Origin of the sequence: Micromonospora profundi, assembly GCF_011927785.1 — a bacterium.
Classification (GTDB): Bacteria; Actinomycetota; Actinomycetes; order Mycobacteriales; family Micromonosporaceae; genus Micromonospora; species Micromonospora profundi.
Window position 1 is genome coordinate 173,159 of record NZ_JAATJK010000001.1, and the last position, 24,212, is coordinate 197,370.

24 protein-coding genes are annotated in these 24,212 nt (G+C 69.7%); 20 read left to right on the forward strand and 4 right to left on the reverse strand.

The features are described 5' to 3' along the window. Positions 1 to 47 precede the first annotated feature (47 nt). From prmC to F4558_RS00795, 4 genes are all read left to right on the forward strand, one after another. A complete protein-coding gene (prmC, locus tag F4558_RS00780) occupies positions 48 to 995 on the forward strand; it encodes a peptide chain release factor N(5)-glutamine methyltransferase (protein ID WP_312877259.1) in 948 nt (315 codons plus the stop codon). Beyond that, positions 995 to 1,642, forward strand: coding sequence for an L-threonylcarbamoyladenylate synthase (locus tag F4558_RS00785; protein WP_053655680.1), 648 nt, complete (start codon positions 995 to 997; stop codon positions 1,640 to 1,642). Before prmC ends, F4558_RS00785 begins: the two co-directional genes overlap by 1 nt. Next, entirely contained in the window at positions 1,643 to 2,254 is a 612-nt protein-coding gene (locus F4558_RS00790; RefSeq protein WP_167942912.1) for an arsenate reductase/protein-tyrosine-phosphatase family protein, read from the forward strand. 106 nt (positions 2,255 to 2,360) lie between these two features. Beyond that, positions 2,361 to 4,475, forward strand: a complete 2,115-nt coding sequence (locus F4558_RS00795) for a transglycosylase domain-containing protein (RefSeq protein ID WP_167942913.1) — start codon at positions 2,361 to 2,363, stop codon at positions 4,473 to 4,475. 12 nt (positions 4,476 to 4,487) lie between these two features. Here the strand turns inward: F4558_RS00795 and F4558_RS00800 are convergent, their stop codons facing one another. Beyond that, positions 4,488 to 5,951: an SDR family oxidoreductase gene (locus F4558_RS00800; protein WP_053655644.1), complete on the reverse strand. Its 1,464-nt coding sequence runs from the start codon at positions 5,949 to 5,951 to the stop codon at positions 4,488 to 4,490. Positions 5,952 to 5,986: 35 nt separating this feature from the next. Here F4558_RS00800 and glyA point away from each other — a divergent pair, with 35 nt between their 5' ends. The 13 genes from glyA (at position 5,987) to F4558_RS00865 (ending at position 16,977) form a co-directional block, all read left to right on the forward strand. Continuing rightward, positions 5,987 to 7,273, forward strand: a complete 1,287-nt coding sequence (gene glyA, locus F4558_RS00805) for a serine hydroxymethyltransferase (RefSeq protein WP_197281525.1) — start codon at positions 5,987 to 5,989, stop codon at positions 7,271 to 7,273. After that, a complete protein-coding gene (locus F4558_RS00810; protein WP_053655646.1) occupies positions 7,270 to 7,731 on the forward strand; it encodes a hypothetical protein in 462 nt (153 codons plus the stop codon). The genes glyA and F4558_RS00810 overlap by 4 nt, the downstream gene beginning before the upstream one ends. 191 nt (positions 7,732 to 7,922) lie before the next feature. After that, a complete protein-coding gene (locus tag F4558_RS00815; RefSeq protein ID WP_053655647.1) occupies positions 7,923 to 8,144 on the forward strand; it encodes a hypothetical protein in 222 nt (73 codons plus the stop codon). A gap of 42 nt (positions 8,145 to 8,186) precedes the next feature. After that, complete coding sequence (gene atpB / locus F4558_RS00820) at positions 8,187 to 8,966, forward strand: F0F1 ATP synthase subunit A (protein WP_053655648.1); 780 nt, start codon at positions 8,187 to 8,189, stop codon at positions 8,964 to 8,966. 91 nt (positions 8,967 to 9,057) lie between these two features. Beyond that, entirely contained in the window at positions 9,058 to 9,279 is a 222-nt protein-coding gene (gene atpE / locus F4558_RS00825; RefSeq protein ID WP_053655649.1) for an ATP synthase F0 subunit C, read from the forward strand. Positions 9,280 to 9,310: 31 nt separating this feature from the next. Then, entirely contained in the window at positions 9,311 to 9,841 is a 531-nt protein-coding gene (locus tag F4558_RS00830; protein ID WP_053655650.1) for a F0F1 ATP synthase subunit B, read from the forward strand. Further along, entirely contained in the window at positions 9,841 to 10,662 is an 822-nt protein-coding gene (locus tag F4558_RS00835) for a F0F1 ATP synthase subunit delta (protein WP_053655651.1), read from the forward strand. Before F4558_RS00830 ends, F4558_RS00835 begins: the two co-directional genes overlap by 1 nt. Positions 10,663 to 10,752: 90 nt before the next feature. Next, the gene (atpA, locus tag F4558_RS00840) at positions 10,753 to 12,405 is read left to right on the forward strand and encodes a F0F1 ATP synthase subunit alpha (protein ID WP_053655652.1); all 1,653 of its coding nucleotides are present in this window, start codon (positions 10,753 to 10,755) and stop codon (positions 12,403 to 12,405) included. Between the two features lie 4 nt (positions 12,406 to 12,409). Then, the gene (locus tag F4558_RS00845) at positions 12,410 to 13,339 is read left to right on the forward strand and encodes a F0F1 ATP synthase subunit gamma (protein ID WP_053655653.1); all 930 of its coding nucleotides are present in this window, start codon (positions 12,410 to 12,412) and stop codon (positions 13,337 to 13,339) included. Continuing rightward, positions 13,339 to 14,775: a F0F1 ATP synthase subunit beta gene (gene atpD, locus F4558_RS00850; RefSeq protein WP_053655654.1), complete on the forward strand. Its 1,437-nt coding sequence runs from the start codon at positions 13,339 to 13,341 to the stop codon at positions 14,773 to 14,775. Before F4558_RS00845 ends, atpD begins: the two co-directional genes overlap by 1 nt. Positions 14,776 to 14,997: 222 nt before the next feature. Continuing rightward, positions 14,998 to 16,137, forward strand: a complete 1,140-nt coding sequence (locus tag F4558_RS00855; RefSeq protein WP_167942914.1) for an LCP family protein — start codon at positions 14,998 to 15,000, stop codon at positions 16,135 to 16,137. Positions 16,138 to 16,227: 90 nt separating this feature from the next. Further along, positions 16,228 to 16,509: a F0F1 ATP synthase subunit epsilon gene (locus tag F4558_RS00860; RefSeq protein ID WP_053655656.1), complete on the forward strand. Its 282-nt coding sequence runs from the start codon at positions 16,228 to 16,230 to the stop codon at positions 16,507 to 16,509. A gap of 12 nt (positions 16,510 to 16,521) precedes the next feature. After that, entirely contained in the window at positions 16,522 to 16,977 is a 456-nt protein-coding gene (locus tag F4558_RS00865) for a DUF2550 domain-containing protein (RefSeq protein WP_053655657.1), read from the forward strand. Positions 16,978 to 17,197: 220 nt separating this feature from the next. Here F4558_RS00865 and F4558_RS00870 read toward each other — a convergent pair whose 3' ends face one another. Beyond that, positions 17,198 to 17,770, reverse strand: a complete 573-nt coding sequence (locus F4558_RS00870) for a cob(I)yrinic acid a,c-diamide adenosyltransferase (RefSeq protein WP_167942915.1) — start codon at positions 17,768 to 17,770, stop codon at positions 17,198 to 17,200. On the opposite strand from F4558_RS00870, the gene murA reads away from it, so the two are divergent. Beyond that, the gene (murA, locus tag F4558_RS00875) at positions 17,769 to 19,211 is read left to right on the forward strand and encodes a UDP-N-acetylglucosamine 1-carboxyvinyltransferase (protein WP_167942916.1); all 1,443 of its coding nucleotides are present in this window, start codon (positions 17,769 to 17,771) and stop codon (positions 19,209 to 19,211) included. The two genes, F4558_RS00870 and murA, sit on opposite strands and share 2 nt — an antisense overlap. Positions 19,212 to 19,307: 96 nt before the next feature. Next, positions 19,308 to 20,156 carry a 3-hydroxyacyl-CoA dehydrogenase family protein gene (locus F4558_RS00880; protein ID WP_053655660.1) on the forward strand — a complete coding sequence of 283 codons (849 nt, stop codon included), beginning with the start codon at positions 19,308 to 19,310 and terminating at the stop codon, positions 20,154 to 20,156. Between the two features lie 95 nt (positions 20,157 to 20,251). On the opposite strand, the gene F4558_RS00885 is transcribed toward F4558_RS00880, so the two are convergent. Then, complete coding sequence (locus tag F4558_RS00885; protein ID WP_053655661.1) at positions 20,252 to 21,097, reverse strand: ABC transporter permease; 846 nt, start codon at positions 21,095 to 21,097, stop codon at positions 20,252 to 20,254. Further along, positions 21,094 to 21,945: an ABC transporter ATP-binding protein gene (locus F4558_RS00890; protein WP_167942917.1), complete on the reverse strand. Its 852-nt coding sequence runs from the start codon at positions 21,943 to 21,945 to the stop codon at positions 21,094 to 21,096. Before F4558_RS00890 ends, F4558_RS00885 begins: the two co-directional genes overlap by 4 nt. Before the next feature lie 151 nt (positions 21,946 to 22,096). On the opposite strand from F4558_RS00890, the gene F4558_RS00895 reads away from it, so the two are divergent. Continuing rightward, complete coding sequence (locus F4558_RS00895) at positions 22,097 to 24,103, forward strand: ethylmalonyl-CoA mutase (RefSeq protein WP_167942918.1); 2,007 nt, start codon at positions 22,097 to 22,099, stop codon at positions 24,101 to 24,103. The last annotated feature ends 109 nt before the right edge of the window (positions 24,104 to 24,212 follow it).

Here is a 24,212-nt window from a genome sequence, read left to right on the forward strand (position 1 = left end):
GACGACGTCCGTTCGTGGCGTCGCCGGTGACGCTTCATGATTATGTCGTGAGCACTTTGCCGCAACACCCCTCCGAAGGGACAGGACGGGTCCGCCCGTCCGCCGCCGTGGGTCGGGCCGCTCGGGCGCTCGCCGCCGCGGGGGTGGGTCCGGCGCGGGTGGAGGCCGAGCTGTTGACCGCGTACGTGCTGGGGGTGCCCCGGGGTCGGCTGGCGCTCGCCGACGATCTCAGCGATGACCAGCTGGCCCGGCTCGACGGGCTGGTCGAGCGCCGCGTCGGCCGGGAGCCGTTGCAGCACCTGACCGGTCGGGCCGGTTTCCGGCACCTGGAGCTGGCGGTCGGCCCGGGTGTCTTCGTGCCGCGCCCGGAGACGGAGCTGCTGGCCGGCTGGGGCATCGAGCAGAGCCGGGGGCTGCCCGAGCCGCTGGTGGTGGACCTGTGCAGCGGTTCCGGCGCTATCGCGTTGGCGGTGGCCCAGGAGGTGCCCGCCGCGCGGGTGGTCGCCGTGGAGCGGTCCCCGGCGGCCCTGGAATGGCTGCGGCGCAACGCCGCCGAGCGGGCCACGGCGGGGGACCGCCCCATCGAGGTGGTCGAGGCCGACGTGATGGCACCGGACCTGCTGGCCGATCTGGTCGGCCGGGTGGACGTCCTGCTCTGCAACCCGCCGTACGTACCTGTGGAGGTGGTGGTGCCGCCGGAGGTGGCCGGGCACGATCCGGCGGAGGCGGTGTTCGGCGGCGCGGACGGCCTCGACGTGATCCGTCCGATGCTCGCCCGGGCTGCGGCGCTGCTGCGGCCGGGCGGCGTTCTCGGTGTCGAGCACGACGACACGCACGACGTGGCGGTGCCCGCGCTGCTCGCCGGGAGCGGCTGGTTCACCGCCGTCGACGAGCATCGGGACCTCACGGGCCGCCCCCGGTACGCCACCGCGTCCCGACGGGCGGACGGCCAGCACGCCGGGTCCGGCCGGGCGTGGCAGACTGACTCCTCGTGATGCTCTACGACTGCCGGTCGCCCGCCGATCGTGACCGCGGCATCGCTGCGGCCATCGAGGCGGTCAAGAACGGCGAGCTTGTCGTCCTCCCGACGGACACCGTCTACGGAATCGGCGCTGACGCGTTCACTCCGTACGCGGTGAAGGCGCTGTTGGACGCGAAGGGCCGGGGCCGGCAGATGCCGCCGCCGGTGCTCATCGGTTCCCGCCACACCCTCGACGGCCTGGTGTTCTCGCTGCCCACTGCCGCTCGGGACCTGGTGGAGGCGTTCTGGCCGGGTGCGCTGACGATCGTCGTCGAGCACTCGCCGAGCCTTCAGTGGGACCTGGGCGACAAGTCGGGGACGGTGGCGGTGCGGATGCCGCTGCACCCGGTGGCGCTTGAGGTGCTGCGGGAGACCGGCCCGATGGCGGTCTCGTCGGCGAACAAGACGGGCCAGCCTGCGGCGGTGACTGCCGAGGAGGCCCGCGACCAGCTCAGCTACTCGGTGCGGGCGTACCTGGAGGCCGGGCCCTGTCCGGACCCGGTGCCGAGCACGATCGTGGACCTCACCGGCGACGTGCCGCAGTTGCTGCGGGCCGGCGCGATCCCGTTGGAGAAGCTGCGCGAGGTGGTTCCGGATCTCGTCGACACCCAGGGGGTCTGAGTGCCCCCGTTCACCGTCCTGCACGTCTGCATGGGCAACATCTGCCGCTCGCCGATGGCCGAGCGGCTGCTCGCCCTCGCGGTGCGGGAACGGTTGGCGCGGCGTGGGGAGGACCCGGCGCTGGCTGAGGAGTTGCTGCACAGCCACAGCGCGGGGACGGGCGGCTGGCACGCGGGCGAGGAGATGAACCCGCCGGCGGCCCGGCAGGTCATCGGCCGTGGCGGTGCCGTCGAGGGGTTCGCGGCGCGCAAGCTGCGCTCGGACCACATCGACGCCGCCGACCTGGTCCTGACGGCCACTGCCGACCAGCAGGAGTACGTGGTGGCGCTGCGCCCGGACGCGGCGGCCCGCACGTTCGTGCTCGGTGAGTTCGGCCGGCTGCTGGCCGCTGTGGACGTCGCCGCGCTGCCGGCGGCGGAGGCCACCCCGCAGGGGGTGTACGCCCGGGGCGTGGCTCTGGCGGCGGCGGCACACGACAACCGGTTGGGTGCCTCGGTGCTGCCCACCGACGATCTGGACGATCCGTGGGGCCGTGGTGACCAGTGCTTCAGCCGGGTCGCCGACGAGATCGAGGAGACGGTCCACCCGCTGGCCGCCGCGCTGCTGCCCTGAGCGCCGTGCGAGTTTTCTGCGGGTTTGGGGAAAACCAGGGGCGAAAGGGGCGTTCCGGGTCATTCTGAACGGGTCCTAGTGTGACCGGCTCCTGCGGGGAGAGCTGATGATCCGGGCCCGACTCGACAAACTACTGACCGTGGTGATCGCCGGCGTGCTTGCCGGACTGGTGCTGGCCGGAGCCGCCCTACCCGCGGCCCTGGTCTTCGGGATCGGCTTCAGCGCCCTGTCCACGCCGTACTCGGAGCTGCCGAACACGCTCCGCACGCCGCCCACCGCCCAGCGGTCCAACCTCTACGCCAGCGACGGCACCACGCTGATCACGTCCTTCTACCAGGAGGACCGGGTGGACGTACCGCTGGACGAGGTCGCCCCGGTGATGCGCCAGGCCATCGTCGCCGCCGAGGACGCCCGGTTCTACAAGCACAGCGGGGTCGACCTGCGCGGCGTCGTACGCGCGTTCACGGTCAACAAGCGCGACGGCCGTACCCGGCAGGGTGCTTCCACGCTGACCATGCAGTACGTCCGCAACGTGCTCGCCAGCGACCCCCGGCTGACCGAGGGGCAACGCCGGGCCGCCACCGAGGTCACCACGGCCCGCAAGCTCCAGGAGATGCGGTACGCGCTCGCGTTGGAACGGGAGCTGAGCAAGGAGGACATCCTCACCCGCTACCTCAACATCGCCTACTTCGGCGCCGGGGCGTACGGGATCGCCGCCGCCAGCAAGCGGTACTTCTCCCGGTCGCCGGCCGAGCTGACCCTCGCCCAGGCGGCGCTACTGGCCGGTCTGGTGCAGTCGCCGGACAGCGACGACCCGATCAACGGCGACGCCGACAGCGCGCTGGAGCGCCGGTCGTACGTGCTGGAGCGGCTTGTGGAGTCCGGCCAGGTGGCTGCCGACGCGGCCGACGCGGCGCGGACCGAGCCCATGCAACTGCGGCCCAGCGAGACGCCGAACGACTGCACGGGGGTGCCCGACGGGCACAACGACTGGGGCTTCTTCTGCGACTGGTTCACCCGCTGGTGGAGCAGCCAGCCGGCGTTCGGGTCGACGGCCGACGAGCGGCAGCGCACCCTGCGCCGAGGTGGCTTCTCCATCGTCTCCTCGCTGGACCCGGCGGTGCAGCGGGCCACCACCGAGCAGGTGCTGAAGATCTACAAGCCGACCGACCCGCGGGCGGTGCCGACAGCTGTGGTGCAGCCCGGCACCGGGCGGGTGCTGGCGATGTCGGTGAACCGTGCCTACAGCGTCGAGGACAACCCGATCGGGCAGAAGAACCACCCGAACACCGTCAACCAGCTCGTCGCCGGCGGCGGGGCGATCGACGGCTACCAGGGCGGCTCGACGTTCAAGCTCTTCGCCCTGCTGGCCGCGCTGGAGTCCGGCCTGCCGCTGTCGACCGAGTTCACCGCACCGAGCCAGATCCTCACCCGGTTCCCGGTGACCGGAGGGGCAAGCTGCGACGGCCGCTGGTGCCCGTCGAACGCCAACCCGTCGTCGATGGACGGCCCCCGCACCATGTGGAGCGCCTTCGGCCGCTCGGTGAACACCTACTTCGCGTGGCTCACCGAGAAGGTCGGCGCCGACCGGGTGGTGGAGATGGCCGAGCGGCTCGGCATCGTGCTGCGCGCCGACCCCGACGAGCAGCTCGCCCGGTACGGCGCGAAGAACTGGGGCCCGTTCACCCTGGGCGTGGCCGCCACGACCCCGCTCGACCTGGCCAACGCGTACGCCACGGTTGCGGCCGAGGGAACCTGGTGCGCGCCGCTGCCGGTGGTCTCGATAAGCGACTCGACCGGTCGGCCTGTGGATGCCGCCAAGCCGGACTGCCGGCAGGTCCTGGACACCGACGTGGCCCGTGCGGCCATCGACGCATCCCGCTGCCCGGTGGGTGACCAGTCGATGTACGGGCGATGCGACGGCGCCACCGCGCCCGACCTGCGCGCCCGGCTCGGCCGCCCGGTGGCCGGCAAGACCGGCAGCTCCGAGCGGTACGAGACGGAGACGGTGGTGGCCTTCACGCCGCAGTTGGCGGTCGCCTCGATGGCGGCCAACCCGGACGACCCCCGCGACGCTGTCGGTCAGGCGGTGCAGGCCCGGATGGTGACCGCGGTGGGCGAGGTGCTCACCGCCGGCCTACGAGGCGAGCCGGTACGCGATTTCGTCCCGCCGAGCGAAAGAGCCGCCTTCCAGCTAACAGGCCCCCGCAACGGCAACTGAGCAGGGTTGGGGTTAGGAGAGTTCTTCTGCGCCTCGGGCTATGTTGCGGGCCATTCCGCCGAAGACCAGCGCGTGGAACGGCGCCACCGATCCCCAGTAGGCGTGCCCGCTCAGCCCGCGGGGCAGGAAGACGGCGCGTTGCTGGTAGCGGCTGCGCCCGTCGTCGGCGGGCAGCACCCGCATCTCCAGCCAGGCCCGGCCGGGCAGGCGCATCTCGGCGCGCAGCCGCAGCAACTCGCCCGGGATGATCTCCTCCACCCGCCAGAAGTCCAGCGCTTCGCCGACCTGCAACCGGTGCGGGTCGCGCCGGCCACGCCGCAGCCCCACCCCGCCGACGAGGCGGTCCAGCCAGCCACGTATCGACCAGGCGAGCGGGAACGAGTACCAGCCGTGCTCGCCGCCGACGCCCTCGACAACCCGCCAGAGGGCGGCCGGCGGCGCGTCCACTGTCCGCTCCCGAAAGTCGGTGTAGGTGGTGCCACCGGACCAGTCCGGGTCGCTGGGCAGCGGCTCGGCGGGAGCGTCCGGGCCGCTCGCGTTCGACCACCGGGTCTCCACCTGGGCGTCGCGCACCTTTGCCAGCGCCAGGGACACCGCCTGGTCGAAGCCGGTCAGCCCGCCGGGCGGGTCGGGTACGTACCGGGCGATGTCGTGCTCGTGCGTGACCGCCTCGTGGATGAGGCTCTCCACAAGCGGGCGGGCGATGGCGTTCGGCACCGGTGTGATCAGGCCGACCCAGTGCGAGGAGAGCGACGGGGTGAGCGGCCGGACCGGCACGATGATCCGCCGGCGCAGCCCCGCCACCCGCGCGTAGCGCTGCATCATGTCGCGGAAGGTCAGCACGTCCGGTCCGCCGATGTCGAAGCCCCTGTTGACCTCCGGAGGCAGCGTGGCGCAGCCGGCCAGGTAGCGCAGCACGTCGCGGACGGCGATCGGCTGGATCCGGTTGCCCACCCACCGGGGGGTGACCATGGCGGGCAGCCGCTCGGTCAGGTAGCGCAGCATCTCGAACGACGCCGAGCCGGAGCCGATGATGACCGCGGCGCGGAGCACGGCCGTGGGCACCCCGCTGGCCAGCAGGATCCGGCCCACCTCGGCCCGGGACCGCAGGTGCGGTGAGGGGACCTCCGCGTCGGACGCCGGCTCCGGACCCCCCAGATAAACGATCCGGTGTACGCCTGCCGCACGGGCCGCCGCCGCGAAGTTGGTCGCCGCCTCGCGGTCGGCCGCCTCGAAGTCGGGACGGCCGAGCGAGTGCACGAGGAAGTAGGCGACGTCCACGTCGGCGAATGCGGCGGGCAGCGTCTCCGGTCGGCTGAGGTCCCCCTCGACGATCTCGGCCGCCGAGGCCCACGGCACGTCACGCAGCCGCACGGCCTTGCGGGCCAGGCAGCGTACGGAGTGCCCGTCGGCGAGCAGAAGCGGCGTCAGTCGCCCGCCGATGTATCCCGTTGCACCGGTGACGAGGCATCTCACGGGTCCCAGTGTGCGGCCCTCTAGACTCGTTCGCTGTGGAGACCGAGACGAGCACCTTCTGGGGGCCGGATTTTGCGCAGCTCAGAGCCACCGATCCGGAGATCGCCGGGGTGGTTCTCGGCGAGCTGGACCGGTTGCGAGGTGGTCTGCAGCTGATCGCCAGCGAGAATCTGACCTCGCCTGCGGTGCTTGCCGCGCTCGGTTCGACGCTCACTAACAAGTACGCCGAGGGTTACCCGGGCCGCCGCTACTACGGCGGCTGCGCGGAGGTGGACCGGGCCGAGGAGATCGGCATCGCCCGCGCCAAGGAGCTCTTCGGCGCCGAGCACGCCAACCTCCAGCCGCATTCGGGGGCGAGCGCCAACCTCGCCGCGTACGCCGCGCTTGTGCAGCCGGGGGACACGGTCCTGGCGATGGACCTGCCGCACGGGGGGCACCTCACCCACGGCAGCCGGGTGAACTTCTCCGGCAAGTGGTTCCACCCGGTCGGCTACCCCGTCCGGCCGGACACCGAGCTGATCGACTACGACGAGGTACGCGACCTTGCGCGCGCGCACCGACCCAAGCTGATCATCTGCGGCGCGACGGCGTACCCCCGGTTGATCGACTTCGCGCGGTTCCGGGAGATCGCCGACGAGGTCGGCGCGTACCTGATGGTGGACGCGGCGCACTTCATCGGCCTGGTCGCCGGTCGGGCGATCCCGTCCCCGGTGCCGTACGCCGACGTCGTCTGCGCCACCACCCACAAGGTGCTCCGGGGCCCGCGTGGCGGCATGATCCTCTGCCGTGAGTCGCTGGCCCAGCGGATCGACAAGGCCGTCTTCCCGTTCACCCAGGGCGGCCCGCTGATGCACGCGGTGGCGGCCAAGGCGGTCGCGCTGCGCGAGGCCGCCCAGCCCGAGTTCCAGACGTACGCCCGGCAGGTGGTCAGCAACGCCCAGGCGCTCGCCGCCGGGCTGGCCGACGAGGGGATGCGCCCGGTGTCCGGTGGCACCGACACCCACCTCGCCCTGATCGACCTGCGCGAGACGGGGGTGACGGGCGCGGAGGCCGAGCGGCGCTGCGACGCCGCGTCGATCACCCTGAACAAGAACGCCATCCCGTTCGATCCGCAGCCACCGATGGTGGCCTCCGGCATCCGGGTGGGCACCCCGAGCGTCACCACCCAGGGCATGCGGGAAGGTGAGCTGCGGCAGGTGGCCGCCCTGATCGCCCGTGTGGTGCGCACCGATCCCGGTGCACCGGGCGGTGCCGACGCGCTGTCCCGGATCGGCGCCGAGGTGGCCGAGCTGGTCGCGACGTTCCCGGCGTACCCGCGATGAATGAGGCACGGACGGACGAGCCGCAGGCGGACGAGCCACGGGCGGGTGAGCCGGGCGCGATCCGGGTCCGGCTGCCGTACCTGCGCCTTACGCTGCTGAGTTGTGCGGTGCTGGCAGTGCTGGCGGTCCCGCTCGCGGCGATCCTGTGGGGTGCCGAGGGCGCCGCCGGGGCGGCTGCCGGGATCGCGTTGGTGGTGGTGAGCTATCTCATCTCCGGGTTCTCGGTCGCCTGGGCGGACGCCGTCAACCCGCGCATGATCATGTCCGTTGGGCTTGTCACCTACGGTGTGAAGATCGTGATCCTCGGTCTGGCCATGTCTGCCATCGCGGCCACCGGTTGGGGTGGTTTACGGGTCATGGGCGGCGCGGTCATCCTGGCCGTGCTGGTCTGGACCGGAGCCCACCTGACCTGGGCGTTGCGCTCTCCGCTGCCGACCTTCCGGTCACAGCGCGACTGACTCCGTTCGATCGCACGCTCCTCGTCGGACGATTGTCGGCAATTTGCCGGTCCCGTCGGGCTGCCTCGGCGGACCCGACGGGAGTAGCCTTGGCGACGGTTGACGCGTCCGTAGTGCGACCCGCACGCTGCCCGCAGTGTGGGGGGTGCCGCACACCCTGGCACGCCCCGGCTGATATCGTTCGCCACGTCATGGCCGACGACCTTCACCCCAAGAAGTCCGATGAGCACTCATCGGAGGGCGTTGCCGGCACCGTTCTTGGCTATCTCCTCGCCGGCATTGTGGTGTGGGGTTTCCTCGGGTGGCTCGCTGGACGCCTTCTTGGCTTTCCTACGGGCATCGGGATCGCCACGGGCATGATGTTCGGCGCAGCCGGAGCGATCTACCTGATCATGAAGAGGCTCGGTGCTTGAGTTCCAGCACACGCGGGTCTGTCGAGTGCGGAGGATGACACGGTGAGTGGACAGCTCGTCGCCGCCGAGGGGCTTCCCTGGCCCCCCAGCGTCGGAGATTTCTACCCGCCGAACGTGGCCGGCCCCTGGGTCACCAAGTTCGGGATCATGATCTGGCTCGCGGTCGCGTTGCTGATCATCTTCTTCATGCTCGCCTACCGGAAGCCCAAGCTGGTTCCCGGTAAGGCCCAGTGGTATGCGGAGTCGGTCTACGGCCTGGTTCGGGACAACATCGCCCGTGAGCAGATGGGCAATGCGGGCATCCGCTTCGCGCCCTATTTCACGGTGCTCTTCAGCTTCATCCTGCTGACAAACATCTTCAGCATCGTGCCCGGGTTGCAGATCTCGCCCAACTCGCACATCGCCTTCCCGATCGTGCTCTCGGCTATTTCCTACGTGATGTACATCTACATCGGCATCCGTAAGCACGGCCTCGGAAAATACCTGAAGCAGAGTCTGATCCTGCCGGGCGTTCCATGGCCGATGCACTTCCTGCTGATCCCGATCGAGTTGCTGCAGAACTTCATCGTCCGGCCGGTCACCCTGGCGCTGCGGCTCTTCGCCAACATGTTCGCCGGCCACCTGCTGCTGCTGGTCTTCACCGTCGGCGGCTTCGTGATGCTCGCCTCGGACAGCATCTTCGTCCAGGTGACCTCGGTCTTCTCCTTCGCCATGGCGATCGTGATGGCCTTCTTCGAGCTGCTGGTCGCGGCGCTGCAGGCATATGTCTTCGTCACGCTGACCGCCAACTACATCGGGTCGTCGCTGGCCGACGAGCACTGATCGGCTCGGCGGGTCACCCGGCCCGACCAAGCTTCTGGTACCGACCGCCTACACGTGAAACCTCGCGTGTGAACTAGGAGGAATGCCCGCAATGCAGGTTCTTGCCGCCATCGAAGGCAACGTCAACACCATCGGCTATGGCCTCGCCGCCATCGGCCCCGGTATCGGTGTCGCCCTGGTCTTCGCGGCCTACATCCAGTCGAGCGCCCGCCAGCCGGAGTCCGCCGGTTTCAACCGCACCTGGCTCGTCCTGGGCTTCGCCCTGGTCGAGGCGCTCGCCCTCTTCGGCCTGGTTCTCGCCTTCGCCGTCTGACCCTTCGCACCACGCGACCCGGAGGTCTGACATGTTTATCGCCGCCGAAGGCGTCGAGCACAACCCGATCCTTCCGATCTGGCAGGAGATCGTCGTTGGCTCGATCTCCTTCGCCCTGCTTGTCTTCGTCCTGCTGAAGTTCGTCATGCCTCGTATGGAGGCGATGTACCAGGCGCGGGTCGACGCGATCGAGGGTGGCCTCAAGCGCGCCGAGGCGGCCCAGGCCGAGGCGAACCAGCTGCTCGAGCAGTACCGCGCGCAGCTGGCCGAGGTGCGTACCGAGGCCGCCAAGATCCGTGACGACGCCCGCTCCGACGCCGAGGGGATCCGACAGGACATCCTCGCCAAGGCGCGGGAGGAGTCCGAGCGGGTTGTCGCCGCAGGCAAGGAGCAGCTCCTGGCCGAGCGCGCCACCATCGTGCGCGACCTGCGCGCGGAGGTCGGCGGCCTGGCTGTCGACCTGGCCAGCCGGATCGTCGGGGAGTCGCTCGCCGACGAGGCCCGCCGCAAGGGCACCGTCGAGCGCTTCCTCACCGATCTTGAGAGCGCGGGGGCCCGCTGATGCAGGCCGCCAGCCGGGAGTCGTACAAGGCAGCCGTCGAGCGGCTGGAGGCGTACACCCGCGGTGCTCAGCCGCAGGCGATCGCCGCCACCGCCGACGGCGTCCTCTCCGTCGCGGATCTGCTGCGGCGGGAGGTACGGCTACGCCGGGCGCTCTCCGACCCTGCACGTTCCGGTACGGATCGCGCCGGCCTGCTCGGCACCATGCTGCGCGGCAAGGTGGACGAGCAGGCGCTCGACCTGAGCAGCACGTTGGTCGCCAACCGCTGGTCGGCACCGTCGGAGTTGCTCGACGGCGCCGAGCGGCTCGGTGTGGAGGCGCTGCTTGCCAGCGCCGACGCCACCGGTGACCTCGGCGAGGTGGAGGACGAGCTGTTCCGGTTCGGCCAGTTGGTCGCCGGACAGCCGCAGCTCGCCACCGTGCTGACCGACCCGATCGCGCCGTTGGCTCAGCGCGCCGGATTGGTTCGGGAGCTGCTGGAGGGCAAGGCCCACCCGGTGACGGTCCGCCTCGTCGAGGTGGCTCTCTCCGGGTTCGGTGGGCGCTCCTTCAGCGGTGCGCTCACCCGACTGGTCGAGCTCACCGCCGACCGGCGGGACCGGCAGGTCGCGTACGTGACCGTCGCCGCCCCGCTGGATGACGCGGAGGAGCAGCGGCTGGGCGCTCGTCTCGCTGAGCTATACGGTCGGCAGGTCGACGTCAAGCAGACGGTCGACCCCGACATCCTGGGCGGCATGAGCGTCCGGGTCGGTTCCGATCTCTACGACGGGACGATCCTGCGCCGGCTCAAGGAGACTCGTAACGCGTTCGCCAAGCGCTGACGGCTTCCGCGAAGCACCTGAATGACAGACGCCATTCGGACCGGTCGGTACTAGGTATCCCCGGGCCCCTGAAATTTAAGGAAGCAGAGGATGGCCGAGCTGACCATCTCGACGGAGGAGATCCGCGGCGCCCTGGAGCGCTACGTCTCCTCCTATTCGCCCGACGTCTCCCGCGAGGAGGTCGGCACCGTCGCCGACACCGGTGACGGTATCGCCCACGTCGAGGGCCTGCCCTCGACCATGACCAACGAGCTCCTGGAGTTCGAGGACGGCACGCTCGGCGTGGCGTTGAACCTCGACGTCCGCGAGATCGGTGTCGTTGTTCTCGGTGACTCCTCCAAGCTGGAGGAGGGGCAGCGCGTCAAGCGCACCGAGCGGGTTCTCTCCGTTCCGGTCGGCGACGCCTTCCTCGGGCGCGTGGTCAACGCGCTCGGCGCGCCGATCGACGCGCTCGGCGACATCGCCAACGAGGGCTTCCGCGAGCTGGAGCTGCAGGCTCCGAACGTGATGGCCCGGCAGTCCGTGGACGAGCCGCTCCAGACCGGCATCAAGGCCATCGACGCGATGACCCCGATCGGTCGGGGCCAGCGGCAGCTGATCATCGGTGACCGGAAGACCGGCAAGACCACTGTCGCCCTGGACGCCATCCTCAACCAGCGCGACAACTGGCGCACCGGCGACCCGAAGAAGCAGGTCCGCTGCATCTACGTCGCCATCGGCCAGAAGGCCTCCACGATCGCCTCCATCAAGGGGCAGCTCGAGGAGGCGGGCGCGATGGAGTACACCACCATCGTGGCCTCCCCGGCCTCCGACCCGGCCGGCTTCAAGTACCTCGCTCCGTACACCGGCTCGTCCATCGGGCAGCACTGGATGTACGGCGGCAAGCACGTTCTGATCGTCTTCGACGACCTGAGCAAGCAGGCTGAGGCGTACCGTGCCGTGTCGCTGCTGCTGCGCCGCCCGCCGGGCCGTGAGGCGTACCCGGGTGACGTCTTCTACCTGCACTCCCGCCTGCTGGAGCGCTGCGCGAAGCTCTCCGACGAGCTGGGTGGCGGCTCGATGACCGGTCTGCCGATCATCGAGACGAAGGCCAACGACATCTCGGCCTTCATCCCGACCAACGTCATCTCGATCACCGACGGCCAGATCTTCCTGGAGACCGACCTGTTCAACCAGGGCGTCCGTCCGGCGATCAACGTCGGTACCTCGGTCTCCCGGGTCGGTGGCGCCGCGCAGGTGAAGCCGATGAAGAAGGTCGCCGGTTCGCTGCGGCTCAACCTGGCCCAGTACCGCGAGCTGGAGGCGTTCGCCGCCTTCGCCTCCGACCTGGACAAGGCCTCCCGGGCCCAGCTGGACCGCGGTTCGCGTCTGGTCGAGCTGCTGAAGCAGCCGAACTACTCGCCGTACCCGGTGCAGGAGCAGGTCGTCTCGGTCTGGGCCGGCACCGAGGGCAAGCTGGACGACGTCCCGGTGGGCGAGGTGCGCCGCTTCGAGGCGGAGTTCCTTCAGTACCTGCGGCACAAGCACGCGGGTGTGCTCTCCTCGATCGCTGACAACCAGTGGAACGACGACATCATCGGCTCCCTGGACAACGCGATCAGCGAGTTCAAGAAGGTCTTCCTCGGCAAGGAGGACGAGTCCCGGATCAACGACGCGCCGGCCAAGCCGCTCGAGGGCGACCAGGACCGCGAGACGGTGACCCGCTACCGCGACGGCGCGCCCGCCGGCTCGACCGAGAGCTGATCTGATGGCGGCCCAGGTACGCGTTCTTCGTCAACGGATCCGCTCGGCGAAGTCGATGAAGAAGATCACCAAGGCGATGGAGCTCGTGGCGACGAGCCGGATCGCCAAGGCCCAGGCCCGGGTGCAGGCGTCCCTGCCGTACGCCCAGGCCATCACCGGCGTGCTCACGGCGCTGGCGTCCAACGCGCGGATCGACCACCCGCTGCTCACTCCGCGCGAGCGGGTGCGGCGGGCGGGCGTCCTGCTGGTCACCAGCGACCGTGGCCTGGCCGGCGGTTACAGCTCCAACGCGATCAGGATGGCCGAGTCGCTGATCGCGCGGCTGAAGTCGGACGGCAAGGAGCCGGTGCTCTACGTCATCGGGCGTAAGGGCGTCGGGTTCTACCGGTTCCGTGACCGGCCGATGGAAGCGAACTGGACCGGGTTCAGCGAGCAGCCGTCGTTCGAAGACGCTCGCACCGTCGGTGAGACGCTGATCAAGGCGTTCACCGCCGGCGCGGACGACGTCGACGGCGACGCCGGGGCGGACGGGGTGCTCGGAGTCGACGAGTTGCACATCGTCTACACCGAGTTCCACTCGCTGATGACGCAGACCCCGGTCACCAAGGTGATCGGTCCGATGCAGGTGGAGGACCGGCCGCGCTCCGAGGGGCTGCTGCCGGCGTACGAGTTCGAGCCGGACGCGGAGGCGCTGCTCGACGCGCTCCTGCCGAGGTACATCAACACGCGGATCTACGCGGCGTTGATCGAGTCGGCGGCGAGTGAGTCGGCGGCACGGCGGCGGGCGATGAAGAGCGCCACCGACAACGCCGAAGAGATGATCGAGAAGTACACGCGCGAGATGAACTCGGCCCGACAGGCCGGGATCACCCAGGAGATCAGCGAGATCGTCGGCGGCGCCAACGCGCTGGCCGCGTCGGGAAGTGAAGTGTGATGACTGCACCAGTAGAGACCAAGACGGCCACGGGTCGCGTGGTCCGGGTCATCGGCCCGGTCGTCGACGCCGAATTCCCGCGTGACGCCATGCCGGCCCTGTTCAACGCTCTGAACGTCGACGTGAACCTGTCCGGCGGTGAGAAGACGCTGACCCTGGAGGTTGCCCAGCACCTGGGTGACAACCTGGTCCGCGCCATCTCGATGCAGCCGACGGACGGTCTGGTTCGCGGCGCGGAGGTGCGTGACCGTGGCGAGCCGATCACCGTTCCGGTGGGCGACGCCGTCAAGGGCCACGTGTTCAACGCGATCGGCGAGTGCCTCAACCTCACCGAGGGCGAGACCATTCAGGCCGACGACCGGTGGGGCATCCACCGCAAGGCTCCGGCCTTCGCGGATCTGGAGCCGAAGACCGAGATGCTGGAGACCGGCATCAAGGTCATCGACCTGCTGGCCCCGTACGTCAAGGGCGGCAAGATCGGCCTGTTCGGCGGCGCGGGTGTGGGCAAGACGGTGCTCATCCAGGAGATGATCACCCGGGTTGCCCGCAACTTCGGTGGTACCTCGGTGTTCGCCGGCGTGGGTGAGCGCACCCGTGAGGGCAACGACCTCATCGCTGAAATGACCGAGTCCGGCGTCATCGACAAGACGGCGCTCGTCTACGGCCAGATGGACGAGCCGCCGGGCACCCGGCTGCGGGTGGCGCTGTCGGCGCTGACCATGGCCGAGTACTTCCGGGACGTGAAGAAGCAGGAGGTGCTGCTCTTCATCGACAACATCTTCCGCTTCACCCAGGCGGGTTCGGAGGTCTCCACTCTGCTCGGCCGTATGCCGAGCGCCGTGGGTTACCAGCCGACCCTGGCCGACGAGATGGGCGAGCTCCAGGAGCGGATCACCTCCGTCCGGGGCCAGGCCATCACCTCCATGCAGGCGATCTACGTGCCGGCGGACGACTACACCGACCCCGCCCCGGCCACCACGTTCGCCCACCTGGACGCGACCACCAACCTGGAGCGGTCGATCTCCGACAAGGGCATCTACCCGGCCGTGGACCCGCTGGCGTCCTCGTCCCGGATCCTCGCCCCGGAGTTCGTCGGCGCCGAGCACTTCCAGGTGGCCACCGAGGTGAAGCGGATCCTGCAGCGCTACCGCGACCTGCAGGACATCATCGCCATCCTCGGTATCGAGGAGCTCTCCGAGGAAGACAAGATCACCGTGGCGCGTGCCCGGCGGATCGAGCGCTTCCTGTCGCAGAACACCTACGCTGCGGAGCAGTTCACCGGCGTGCCGGGCTCGACGGTCCCGATCAAGGAGACCATCGAGGCGTTCCGCAAGATCAGCGAGGGGGAGTACGACCACTTCCCTGAGCAGGCGTTCTTCATGTGCGGCGGTCTCGAGGACCTCGAGGCCAAGGCCGCGGAGCTGATGAAGGACTGACAGCTCGTCCAGATCCGCAACGCAAAAGACTGCCCCGGCATTGCCGGGGCAGTCTTTTGTTCATCTTCGCGCCTTATCATCTTCGCGGTCCGTTGCTCGCTGTCGGCGTTCGCGCAGCTGGCGAGATACGGTCGTTGCGCACGTTCCCCTGAACGAGCGTTGATCTTTGCAACCTTTCGGCGACGCGCGCCCGTCTTCTACCCGTGGGCGTGACGAACGGAGATGCACGTGGCTAAGGCCGGCAAGAGTGGCCGCAAGTCGATCTGGCGGGGCGTGCCTCGCTGGGCCAGGATCTGCACGGTGTTCGGCGCGGTGCTGACAATGCTCAGCGGTGCGGTGCTGGTCGGCACCGAGGTGCTGATGGCCCGTTACGAGGGCGCCGTCGGCAAGGCCGACCTGTTCGGCGACCAGGCCGCTGGCGCCAAGGAGAAGAAGAGCGACATCAAGGGTCCGCTCAACATCCTGCTTGTCGGCATCGACCCGCGGACCCCGACGGCGGCGCCACTTGCCGACTCGATCATGGTGCTGCACGTGCCTGCCTCGATGGATCGTGCCTACCTGTTCTCCGTGCCCCGTGATCTCTACGTCGACATCCCGCCGTTCAAGAAGGCCGACTTCCGCGGCGAGAAGACCAAGATCAACGCGGCGATGTCGTACGGCAGTCATGTGCCGGGCGGAAACCCCGACGCCGCGCGCGGCTTCGAGCTGCTGGCCACGACAGTGCAGAACGCGACGGGCATCAAGCGCTTCGACGCCGGCGCGATCATCAACTTCACCGGCTTCCAGAAGATCGTCGACGCGATGGGCGGCGTCACCATGTACGTCGAGCGCGAGGTGAAGTCCGAGCACAAGCAGCCGGACGGCAAGGCCCGGCCGGGCAACCCGCGCGGCGAGGGCTACATCGGGCCGCAGGCGGTCTACCCGAAGGGCACTCACCACCTCAGTGGGTGGCAGGCGCTGGACTACGTCCGGCAGCGCTACGAGAAGAACGGCGTCATCGACGGCGACTACGGCCGGCAGCGCCACCAGCAGCAGTTCGTCAAGGCGATGGTCGGCCAGGCGTTCAGCGCCGACGTGGTCGCCAACCCGATCAAGCTGGACAAGGTGCTCCGCGCCGCCGGGCAGTCGCTGATCTTCAACGGCCGTGGCAACAGCGTTGTCGACTTCGGGATCGCTCTGAAGGACATCCGCCCCAACACCATCCAGATGATCAAGCTCCCCGGTGGCGGCGTCTACGAAGGTAAGAAGTACAAGGGTGAACAGTTCCAGGCAGGCGTCGCGGACTTCTTCACCGCCCTGCACAATGAACAACTGGACCCGTTCCTGTTGGAGCACCCGGAATTCCACAACAAGACGAAGTAGTCGTGGCGTAGCTCTCCCCACCCGCGTTGGGGGCGGGCAGCCGTCAGGACTAGACTTTCGGCATTCCGCCCGCCGCAGCAAGGAGACAGCGTGGCACAGCAGCTTCACGTCGAGCTCGTCGCCGTCGAGGAAAAGGTCTGGTCAGGTGACGCCGAGATGCTCGTCGCCCGGACCACCGAAGGCGAGCTCGGTGTCCTGCCGGGGCACGCGCCGCTGCTCGGTCAGCTCGCAGAGCCGGGCCAGGTCCGCATCAAGCTGGCCGGTGGTGAGCAGATCTCGTACGACGTGGCCGGCGGCTTCCTCTCGGTGAGCCCCGACAAGGTCACCGTGCTGGCCGAGAGCGCTACCCCGGTTTCCGCGCAGAGCAGCTGAGCCACACCGGGGATGGAGATCGTCGAAGGAATCGGGATCGGCGTCGCCGTCGTCCTCGTCGCGGTTCTCTTCCTCTTCGTCCGCCGTGCGCTCGTCACCCGCAGCGGTGGCATCATCCGGCTCAGCGTCCGGACCACCACAATGCTCGACGGCCGCGGCTGGTCACCGGGCTTCGGCCGGTTCGCCGGTGAGGAACTGCGCTGGTACCGGATGTTCAGCTTCGCGTTGCGACCCAAGCGGGTGCTCTCCCGCAAAGGGCTGGCCGTGGAGCGCCGCCGCTTGCCCGAAGGGCAGGAGCGGCTCTCCATGCCGGCCGACTGGGTGATCCTCCGGTGTACCAGTCACCACGCACCGGTGGAGATCGCCATGGCGCGGTCGACAGTTACCGGTTTCCTATCCTGGCTCGAGGCCGCCCCTCCGGGGGCGGTCTCGCCGCGTATGGCCTCCCAGGACTGGCCGGCTGCCTGAGCCGCTTCTCGGGTCACCCGTGGGTTTCCGGGGGAGCCCACCCGGCTCCGGGCGGTCAGGCTTGATCCCTGCGCCGGGCGGGATCCCCCGGAAACCCGTCGGTGCCGGTGTGCGTCGTTCCGGCGCGGGTTCTCATCACCTGCCGTTACCGATGTTGCTGAGGCGTGAGGGCCCCCAGATCGGGAACCCACCCCTACACGTGCTGGCGGGGCGCTCCCGATCAGCGCTTGCCGCCCGGCACCCATAGCACATCGCCTGCCGGATTTGCCGTTCTTGACAGGATGAAGAGCAGATCGGAGAGCCGGTTGAGATACTTTGCCGGGAGCGGGCTGGTTCGCTCCGGATCGTGGCTGACCAGCGCCCATGCCGATCGCTCGGCACGCCGGGCAACGGTCCGCGCCACGTGCAGGAGTGCCGCACCCGCGGTGCCGCCGGGGAGGATGAAGGAGTCGAGCGTGCTCAGGCGTGCGTTGTACTCGTCGCACCAGCCTTCCAGGCGCTCGACGTACTCCTCGGTCACCCGCAGCGGCGGATACTTCGGATCCGGCTCCACCGGGGTGGCCAGGTCGGCACCGACGTCGAACAGGTCGTTCTGCACCGACTCCAGCACGCCCCGCAGCTCATCGTCGAGCTGTCCCAGGGCGAGTGCCACGCCGATCGCCGCGTTGCACTCGTCGACATCCGCGTACCCGGCGATCCGTGGATCGGTCTTCGGCACCTGCTCGTTGTTGCTCAGCCTGGTCATGCCGGCATCGCCGGCCTTGGTGTAGATGCGCGTGAGGTGGACGGCCATGACGCACAGCCTACGGATACCGGATCTGACGATCCCTACGCGGCCGGCTACCACTGCCGGCTGGCCGGCGGTGGTAGGCCCCGGAGACGCCGGTGACCCGGCAATCAATGACGTCGATGTCATCCGGGTGCATGGTGATGCGCGACTGGCCGGCACCGTGCACGTGGTGGGTGCCAAGAACTCGGCGCTGAAGCTGATGGCAGCCGCGCTGCTCGCACCGGGGCGGAGCGTGATCACCAACGTCCCGCGGATCACCGACATCGCGATCATGGGAGAGGTGCTGCGCCGGCTGGGATGCGACGTCCGGTTCGACGCCGACGACCCGGTCGACCCGATGGTTGCCCGAGGGGGTGTCGCCCGGTCCCGCTCGGTGACGATCGACGTACCCGAGCAGCCCGGCGCGGACGCGGACTATGACCTGGTCCGGCGGCTCCGCGCGTCGATCTGCGTGCTGGGTCCGCTGCTGGCCCGTCGGGGGTTCGTGCGGGTGGCCCACCCCGGCGGCGACGCCATCGGCTCCCGTGGGCTGGACATGCACATCTCCGGGCTGACGCGGATGGGCGCCGATATCTCCGGCGAGCACGGTTTCGTCATCGCCTCTGCCCCACACGGTCTGCGCGGCGCGGACATCGTGCTCGATTTTCCCAGCGTGGGTGCGACCGAGAACCTGGTGATGGCGGCGGTGCTGGCCCAGGGCACCACGATGATCGAAAATGCGGCACGGGAACCCGAGATCGTCGACATCTGCACGATGCTCAACCAGATGGGCGCGCAGATCTCCGGCGCCGGCACGACCACGCTGCGGATCACCGGCGTACCCGGGCTGCGCCCGGTGCGGCACGCCACGGTGGGGGACCGGATCGTCGCCGGCACGTGGGCGTTCGGCGCGGCGATGACCCGGGGCGACGTGACGGTGACCGGGCTCGACCCGGCCTACCTGGAGATCGCGCTGGACAAGGTGGTTGCGGCCGGCGGCCTCGTCGAGACCCGGGGAGACGGCTTCCGCGTACGCATGGACGACCGGCCCCGGGCTGTGGACGTGGTGACGCTGCCGTACCCGGGCTTCGCCACCGACCTGCTGCCGATGGCGATCGGGCTGGCCGCGGTCAGCGACGGAGCGTCCCTGATCACGGAGAACATCTTCGACGGCCGGTTCATGTTCGCCAACGAGATGATGCGGCTCGGCGCGGACATCAAGACCGACGGGCACCACGCAGTGGTCCGGGGGCACGAGCGGCTGTCCGGCGCTCCGGTGCGGGCCACCGACATCCGCGCCGGTGCGGGGCTGATCATCGCGGGGCTCTGCTCGGAGGGCACCACAGAGGTTTCCCACGTGCACCACGTCGACCGGGGCTACCCGGATTTCGTGGCCGACCTGCGGGCGCTCGGGGTGGCTGTCGAGCGGGGCACCGCGCCCGAGGAACCTTCGCTGGAGATCTGAGCCGCCCTCGGGGGCCTCCGGTCAGCCCCTTAGTCGTCGTTCAGGCTCGCCGACTAGGGTGCAGACAGGCACTCAATCGTGGCGAGGGAGAAGTAGATGGCGGGTCGACTCGCGGTCGTCGGGGCCGGACTGATGGGTTCCGGCATCGCCCAGGTGGCGGCGCAGGCGGGCTGGCAGGTGACGTTGCGGGACCTGGACGACGCGGCCACCGCCCGCGGGCTCGGCGGCATCCGTAAGTCGCTGGAGAAGTTCGCCGAGAAGGGCAAGATCGAGGCGTCCGAGGTCGAGGCGACGCTGGCCCGGATCACCCCGACCACCGACCTGGAGGCGGCGGCGGACGCGGACATCGTGGTCGAGGCGGTCTTCGAACGGCTGGAGATCAAGCACGAGGTGTTCCGCGCCCTGGACAAGATCTGCAAGGCCGACGCGGTGCTCGCCACCAACACGTCGGCCATCCCGGTCACCCAGATCGCCGCGGTCACCGAGCGGCCCGAGGCGGTCGTCGGCACCCACTTCTTCTCGCCGGTGCCGATGATGCAACTCTGCGAGCTGGTGCGTGGCTACAAGACCAGTGACGCCACGCTGGCCACGGTGCGCGCGTTCGCCGAGGAGATCGGCAAGACGGTCGTGGTGGTCAACCGCGACATCGCCGGCTTCGTCACCACGCGGCTGATCTCCGCTCTCGTGGTGGAGGCGGTCAAGCTCGTCGAGTCGGGAGTGGTGTCGGCGGAGGACCTGGACACCGCCTGCCGGCTGGGCTTCGGGCACGCCATGGGCCCGCTCGCCACCACCGACCTGACCGGCGTGGACGTGCTGCTGCACGCGTCGAAGAACATCTACACCGACACGGCGGACGAGAAGTTCTTCCCGCCGGAGCTGCTCCAGCGCATGGTCACCGCCGGCGACCTGGGCCGCAAGACCGGCAAGGGCTTCTACACGTACTGAGCCGAAGGAAGGGCACCTTATTAACGCCTCGTGTAGAGGAGGGGCCCCTTATTAACCTCCTCTACCGCAGGTGTTAATAAGGTGCCCTTCCTTACTCAGCCGTCGCGCTTTGTGGTCCAGCGGAAGGTGGTCAGGCAGAGCACCAGGCCGATCACGCACCACAGGATCAGAACCAGCGCCACCCGGCCCAGCTCGTACGAGCCGCCCGGTTCCTGCGCGCCGAAGCTCTCCGGCAGGAAGACCGCCCGCAGCCCCTGGCACATCCACTTGAGCGGGAACAGCGCCGCCACCTGCTGCATCCAGGTGGGCAGCTCGGTGAAGACGAAGAACACCCCGGAGATGAACTGGAGCACCAGGGAGACCGGGGTGACGACCGCCGAGCCGCTGCGGGCGGTACGGGCCAGCGACGAGATGGCGATGCCGCACAGGGTGCAGGCGGTGACCCCGAGCACGGAGACCCAGCCGAAGGTGAGCCACTTCGCGGCGGTGCCGGGCAGGTCGAGGTCGAACAGCGCCACGGCGACGGCGAGCAGGAGTGCCGTTTCGACGATGCCGATCGCCACCACCATGATCACCTTGCCGGCGAACCAGACCCACTTCGGCATCGGCGTGCCCCGGTAGCGCTTGAGCACCCCACGGTCCCGCTCGATCGGAATCCAGATGCCCAGGTTCTGGAAGCTCACCGTCATCAGGCCGGTCGCGATCATGCCGGTGATGAAGTACTGGGTGAACTTGACCCCGCCGCCGATCTCGCCGCCGAAGATCGACGCGAAGATCAGGATCATGATGATGGGGAAGCCCATCGTGAAGACCACGGATTCCCGACTGCGCAGGAACTGGGTGATCTCCAGCCGGCCCTGGCGCAGGGCGAGCGCGCCGGCACCCGGCCGGCGTCCGCGGTTCGCGGCGACAGGCGTCGCCGGCCTCGTCGTGGTCGTCATCGCGCGTGTCCGATCATGGTGAGGTAGACGTCCTCCAGGGTCGGCCGGGTCACGGTGAGCCCCGGGACCTCGCCGCCGTAGCGCGCCGCCAGGTCGGCCACCAGGGCCGTCGGCGTCGCGCTCTGCGTGCTCTCCAGCGTCCCGTCCGGGGTACGCCAGGACACCGTGGCCAGGGCCTCCTGCCGGTTGCCCAACTGGTTCGGGGCGGCCACCTCGACGAGCCGGCCGGCGGCGATGACACCCACCCGGTCGGCGAGTGACTCCGCCTCGTCCAGGTAGTGCGTGGTCAGCACGATTGTGGTGCCGGCCGCGGCGAGGTCGCGGATCAGCTCCCAGAACTCGCGGCGGGCCTCGGGGTCGAAGCCGGTGGTGGGCTCGTCGAGGAAGAGCAGTTCGGGGCGGCCGATGATGCCGAGCGCCACATCGAGACGGCGCCGCTGCCCGCCGGAGAGGGTGTGCGTGCGGGCGCTCGCCTTGCTGGCCAGTCCCACCCGCTCGATCACCTTGTCCGGGTCGTCGGCGTCGGGGTAGAAGCCGGAGAAGTGCCGGATCACCTCGGCCACGGTCAGCTCGTCGAACTCGCCGGTGCCCTGCAACACGATGCCCACCCTGGACCGCCAGTCCGGGCCGGGGTGCGCGGGGTCAGCGCCGAGCACCGAAACCTCGCCCGCATCGCGGCCCCGGTAGCCCTCCAGGATCTCCACCGTGGTGGTCTTGCCGGCGCCGTTCGGGCCGAGCAGAGCGAACACCTCGCCACGGCGTACGTCGAGGTCCACGCCCGCCACCGCGACGTTGTCCCCGTACGCCTTGCGCAGCCCTCGGACGGAGATGGCCAGCTCGTCATCCATGGCGTCAAGTGTGCGTCCTGGCCCGGCCGGTGTGCTGCCCGGGGTGTGGCGGTCGCCGACATCGTGCGCGTTCCGCACCCGGATGTCCGCGACATGGACGTGTGCGGTTTTGCACAGCCCGTTTTACTGAACGGTAACTTAGACTCCGGCCATGGATGAGAAGGCATCTGCGAGCCGGCTGCCCGAGCGTGACCGCCCGTGGGTGATGCGCACCTACGCCGGCCACTCGTCGGCCGCCGCCACCAACGCCCTCTTCCGCCGCAACCTGGCGAAGGGGCAGACCGGCCTCTCGGTCGCCTTCGACCTGCCCACCCAGACCGGGTACGACCCGGACCACGAACTCGCCTCCGGTGAGGTCGGCCGGGTCGGCGTGCCCGTGGCCCACCTCGGCGACATGCGGGCGCTCTTCGACGGCATCCCGCTGGCCGAGATGAACACGTCGATGACTATCAACGCCCCGGCGATGTGGCTGCTGGCCCTCTACGGCACGGTCGGGCTCGAACAGGACGCGGAGCTGGCCCGCTGCGCCGGCACCACCCAGAACGACATCATCAAGGAGTACCTGTCGCGGGGGACGTACATCTTCCCGCCGGCGGCGTCCCTGCGGCTCACCGCCGACGTGGTGGCGTACACCCTGCGGGAGATGCCGCGGTGGAACCCGGTCAACATCTGCTCGTACCACCTCCAGGAGGCCGGGGCCACACCCGTGCAGGAGGTCGGCTTCGCGCTGGCCACAGCGGTCGCCGTGCTCGACGCGGTCCGTGACTCCGGCCAGGTGCCCGCCGAGCGGATGGGCGACGTGGTGCAGCGCATCTCGTTCTTCGTCAACGCCGGGGTGCGCTTCGTCGAGGAGATCGCCAAGATGCGCGCGTTCGGCGTGCTCTGGGACGAGATCACCCGCGACCGGTACGGGGTCACCGAGGCCAAGCAGCGTCGGTTCCGCTACGGCGTGCAGGTCAACTCGCTCGGCCTCACCGAGGCGCAGCCGGAGAACAACATCCAGCGCATCGTGCTGGAGATGCTCGGCGTGACGATGTCCCGCGACGCCCGCGCCCGCGCGGTGCAGCTGCCCGCCTGGAACGAGGCGCTCGGCCTGCCCCGTCCCTGGGACCAGCAGTGGTCGCTGCGCATGCAACAGGTCCTGGCGTACGAGTCGGACCTGCTCGAATACCCCGACATCTTCGCCGGCTCGCACGTGATGACGGCGCTCGTCGACGACGTCGTCGCCGGGGCCCGGGTCGAACTGGACAAGGTGCTGGAACTGGGTGGCGTGGTGGCCGCCGTGGAAACGGGCTACCTCAAGAGCGCACTCGTCGCCTCCCTCGCCGAGCGGCGCCGCCGGATGGAGTCCGGAGCCGACGTGGTGGTCGGCGTCAACAGGTACGTCGAGACCGAACCCTCCCCGCTGACCGCCGCTGGAGCGGAGGCCGTCGAGCAGGTCGACCCGGCCGTCGAGGCCGCCGCCGTGGACGGCGTACGCCGGTGGCGTGCCGAACGGGACGACGCGGCAGTGGACGCGGCACTGGCCCAGCTCCGCGCGGACGCCGCGACCACCACCAACCTCATGCCGGCAACCTTCGCCTGTGTACGGGCCGGCGTTACCACCGGCGAGTGGGCCGGCGCGCTGCGCCAGGTCTTCGGCGAGTACCGGGCACCCACAGGCCTGGCCGGCGGCGTCGGCACGGGCGGCGACCCGGGTCTCGTGGCGGTCCGTGAGCGGGTCACCGCCACCGCCCGGGAGTTGGGCAGCGGGCGCCTGCGGCTGCTGGTCGGCAAGCCCGGCCTGGACGGACACTCAAACGGCGCGGAACAGATCGCGGTACGCGCCCGCGACGCCGGCTTCGAGGTCGTCTACCAGGGCATCCGGCTGACCGCCGGCCAGATCGTCGCCGCCGCCATCCAGGAGGACGTCGACCTGGTGGGGCTGTCGGTGCTGTCCGGCTCACACCTGGCCGCCGTGCCAGCGGTGCTCGACGGGCTTCGTGCCGCCGGCCGCGCCGACCTGCCAGTGGTGGTCGGCGGCATCATCCCCGCCGGAGACGCCGAGGCGCTGCGAGCCGCCGGCGTGGCACGGGTCTTCACCCCGAAGGACTTCGCCCTCACCACCATCATCGACGACCTGGTGACGGTCATCCGGGAGACCAATTCCCTACCCTGACCGGCGCGATCGGCCGCTACCTTGCGCATGGGCGGACGCCCTGCGCGGTCAGTCAGCGCCCTGCGTAGTCGGCCGGCGCTTTGTGGTCGGTCGGCGCTGCGTGGTTGGT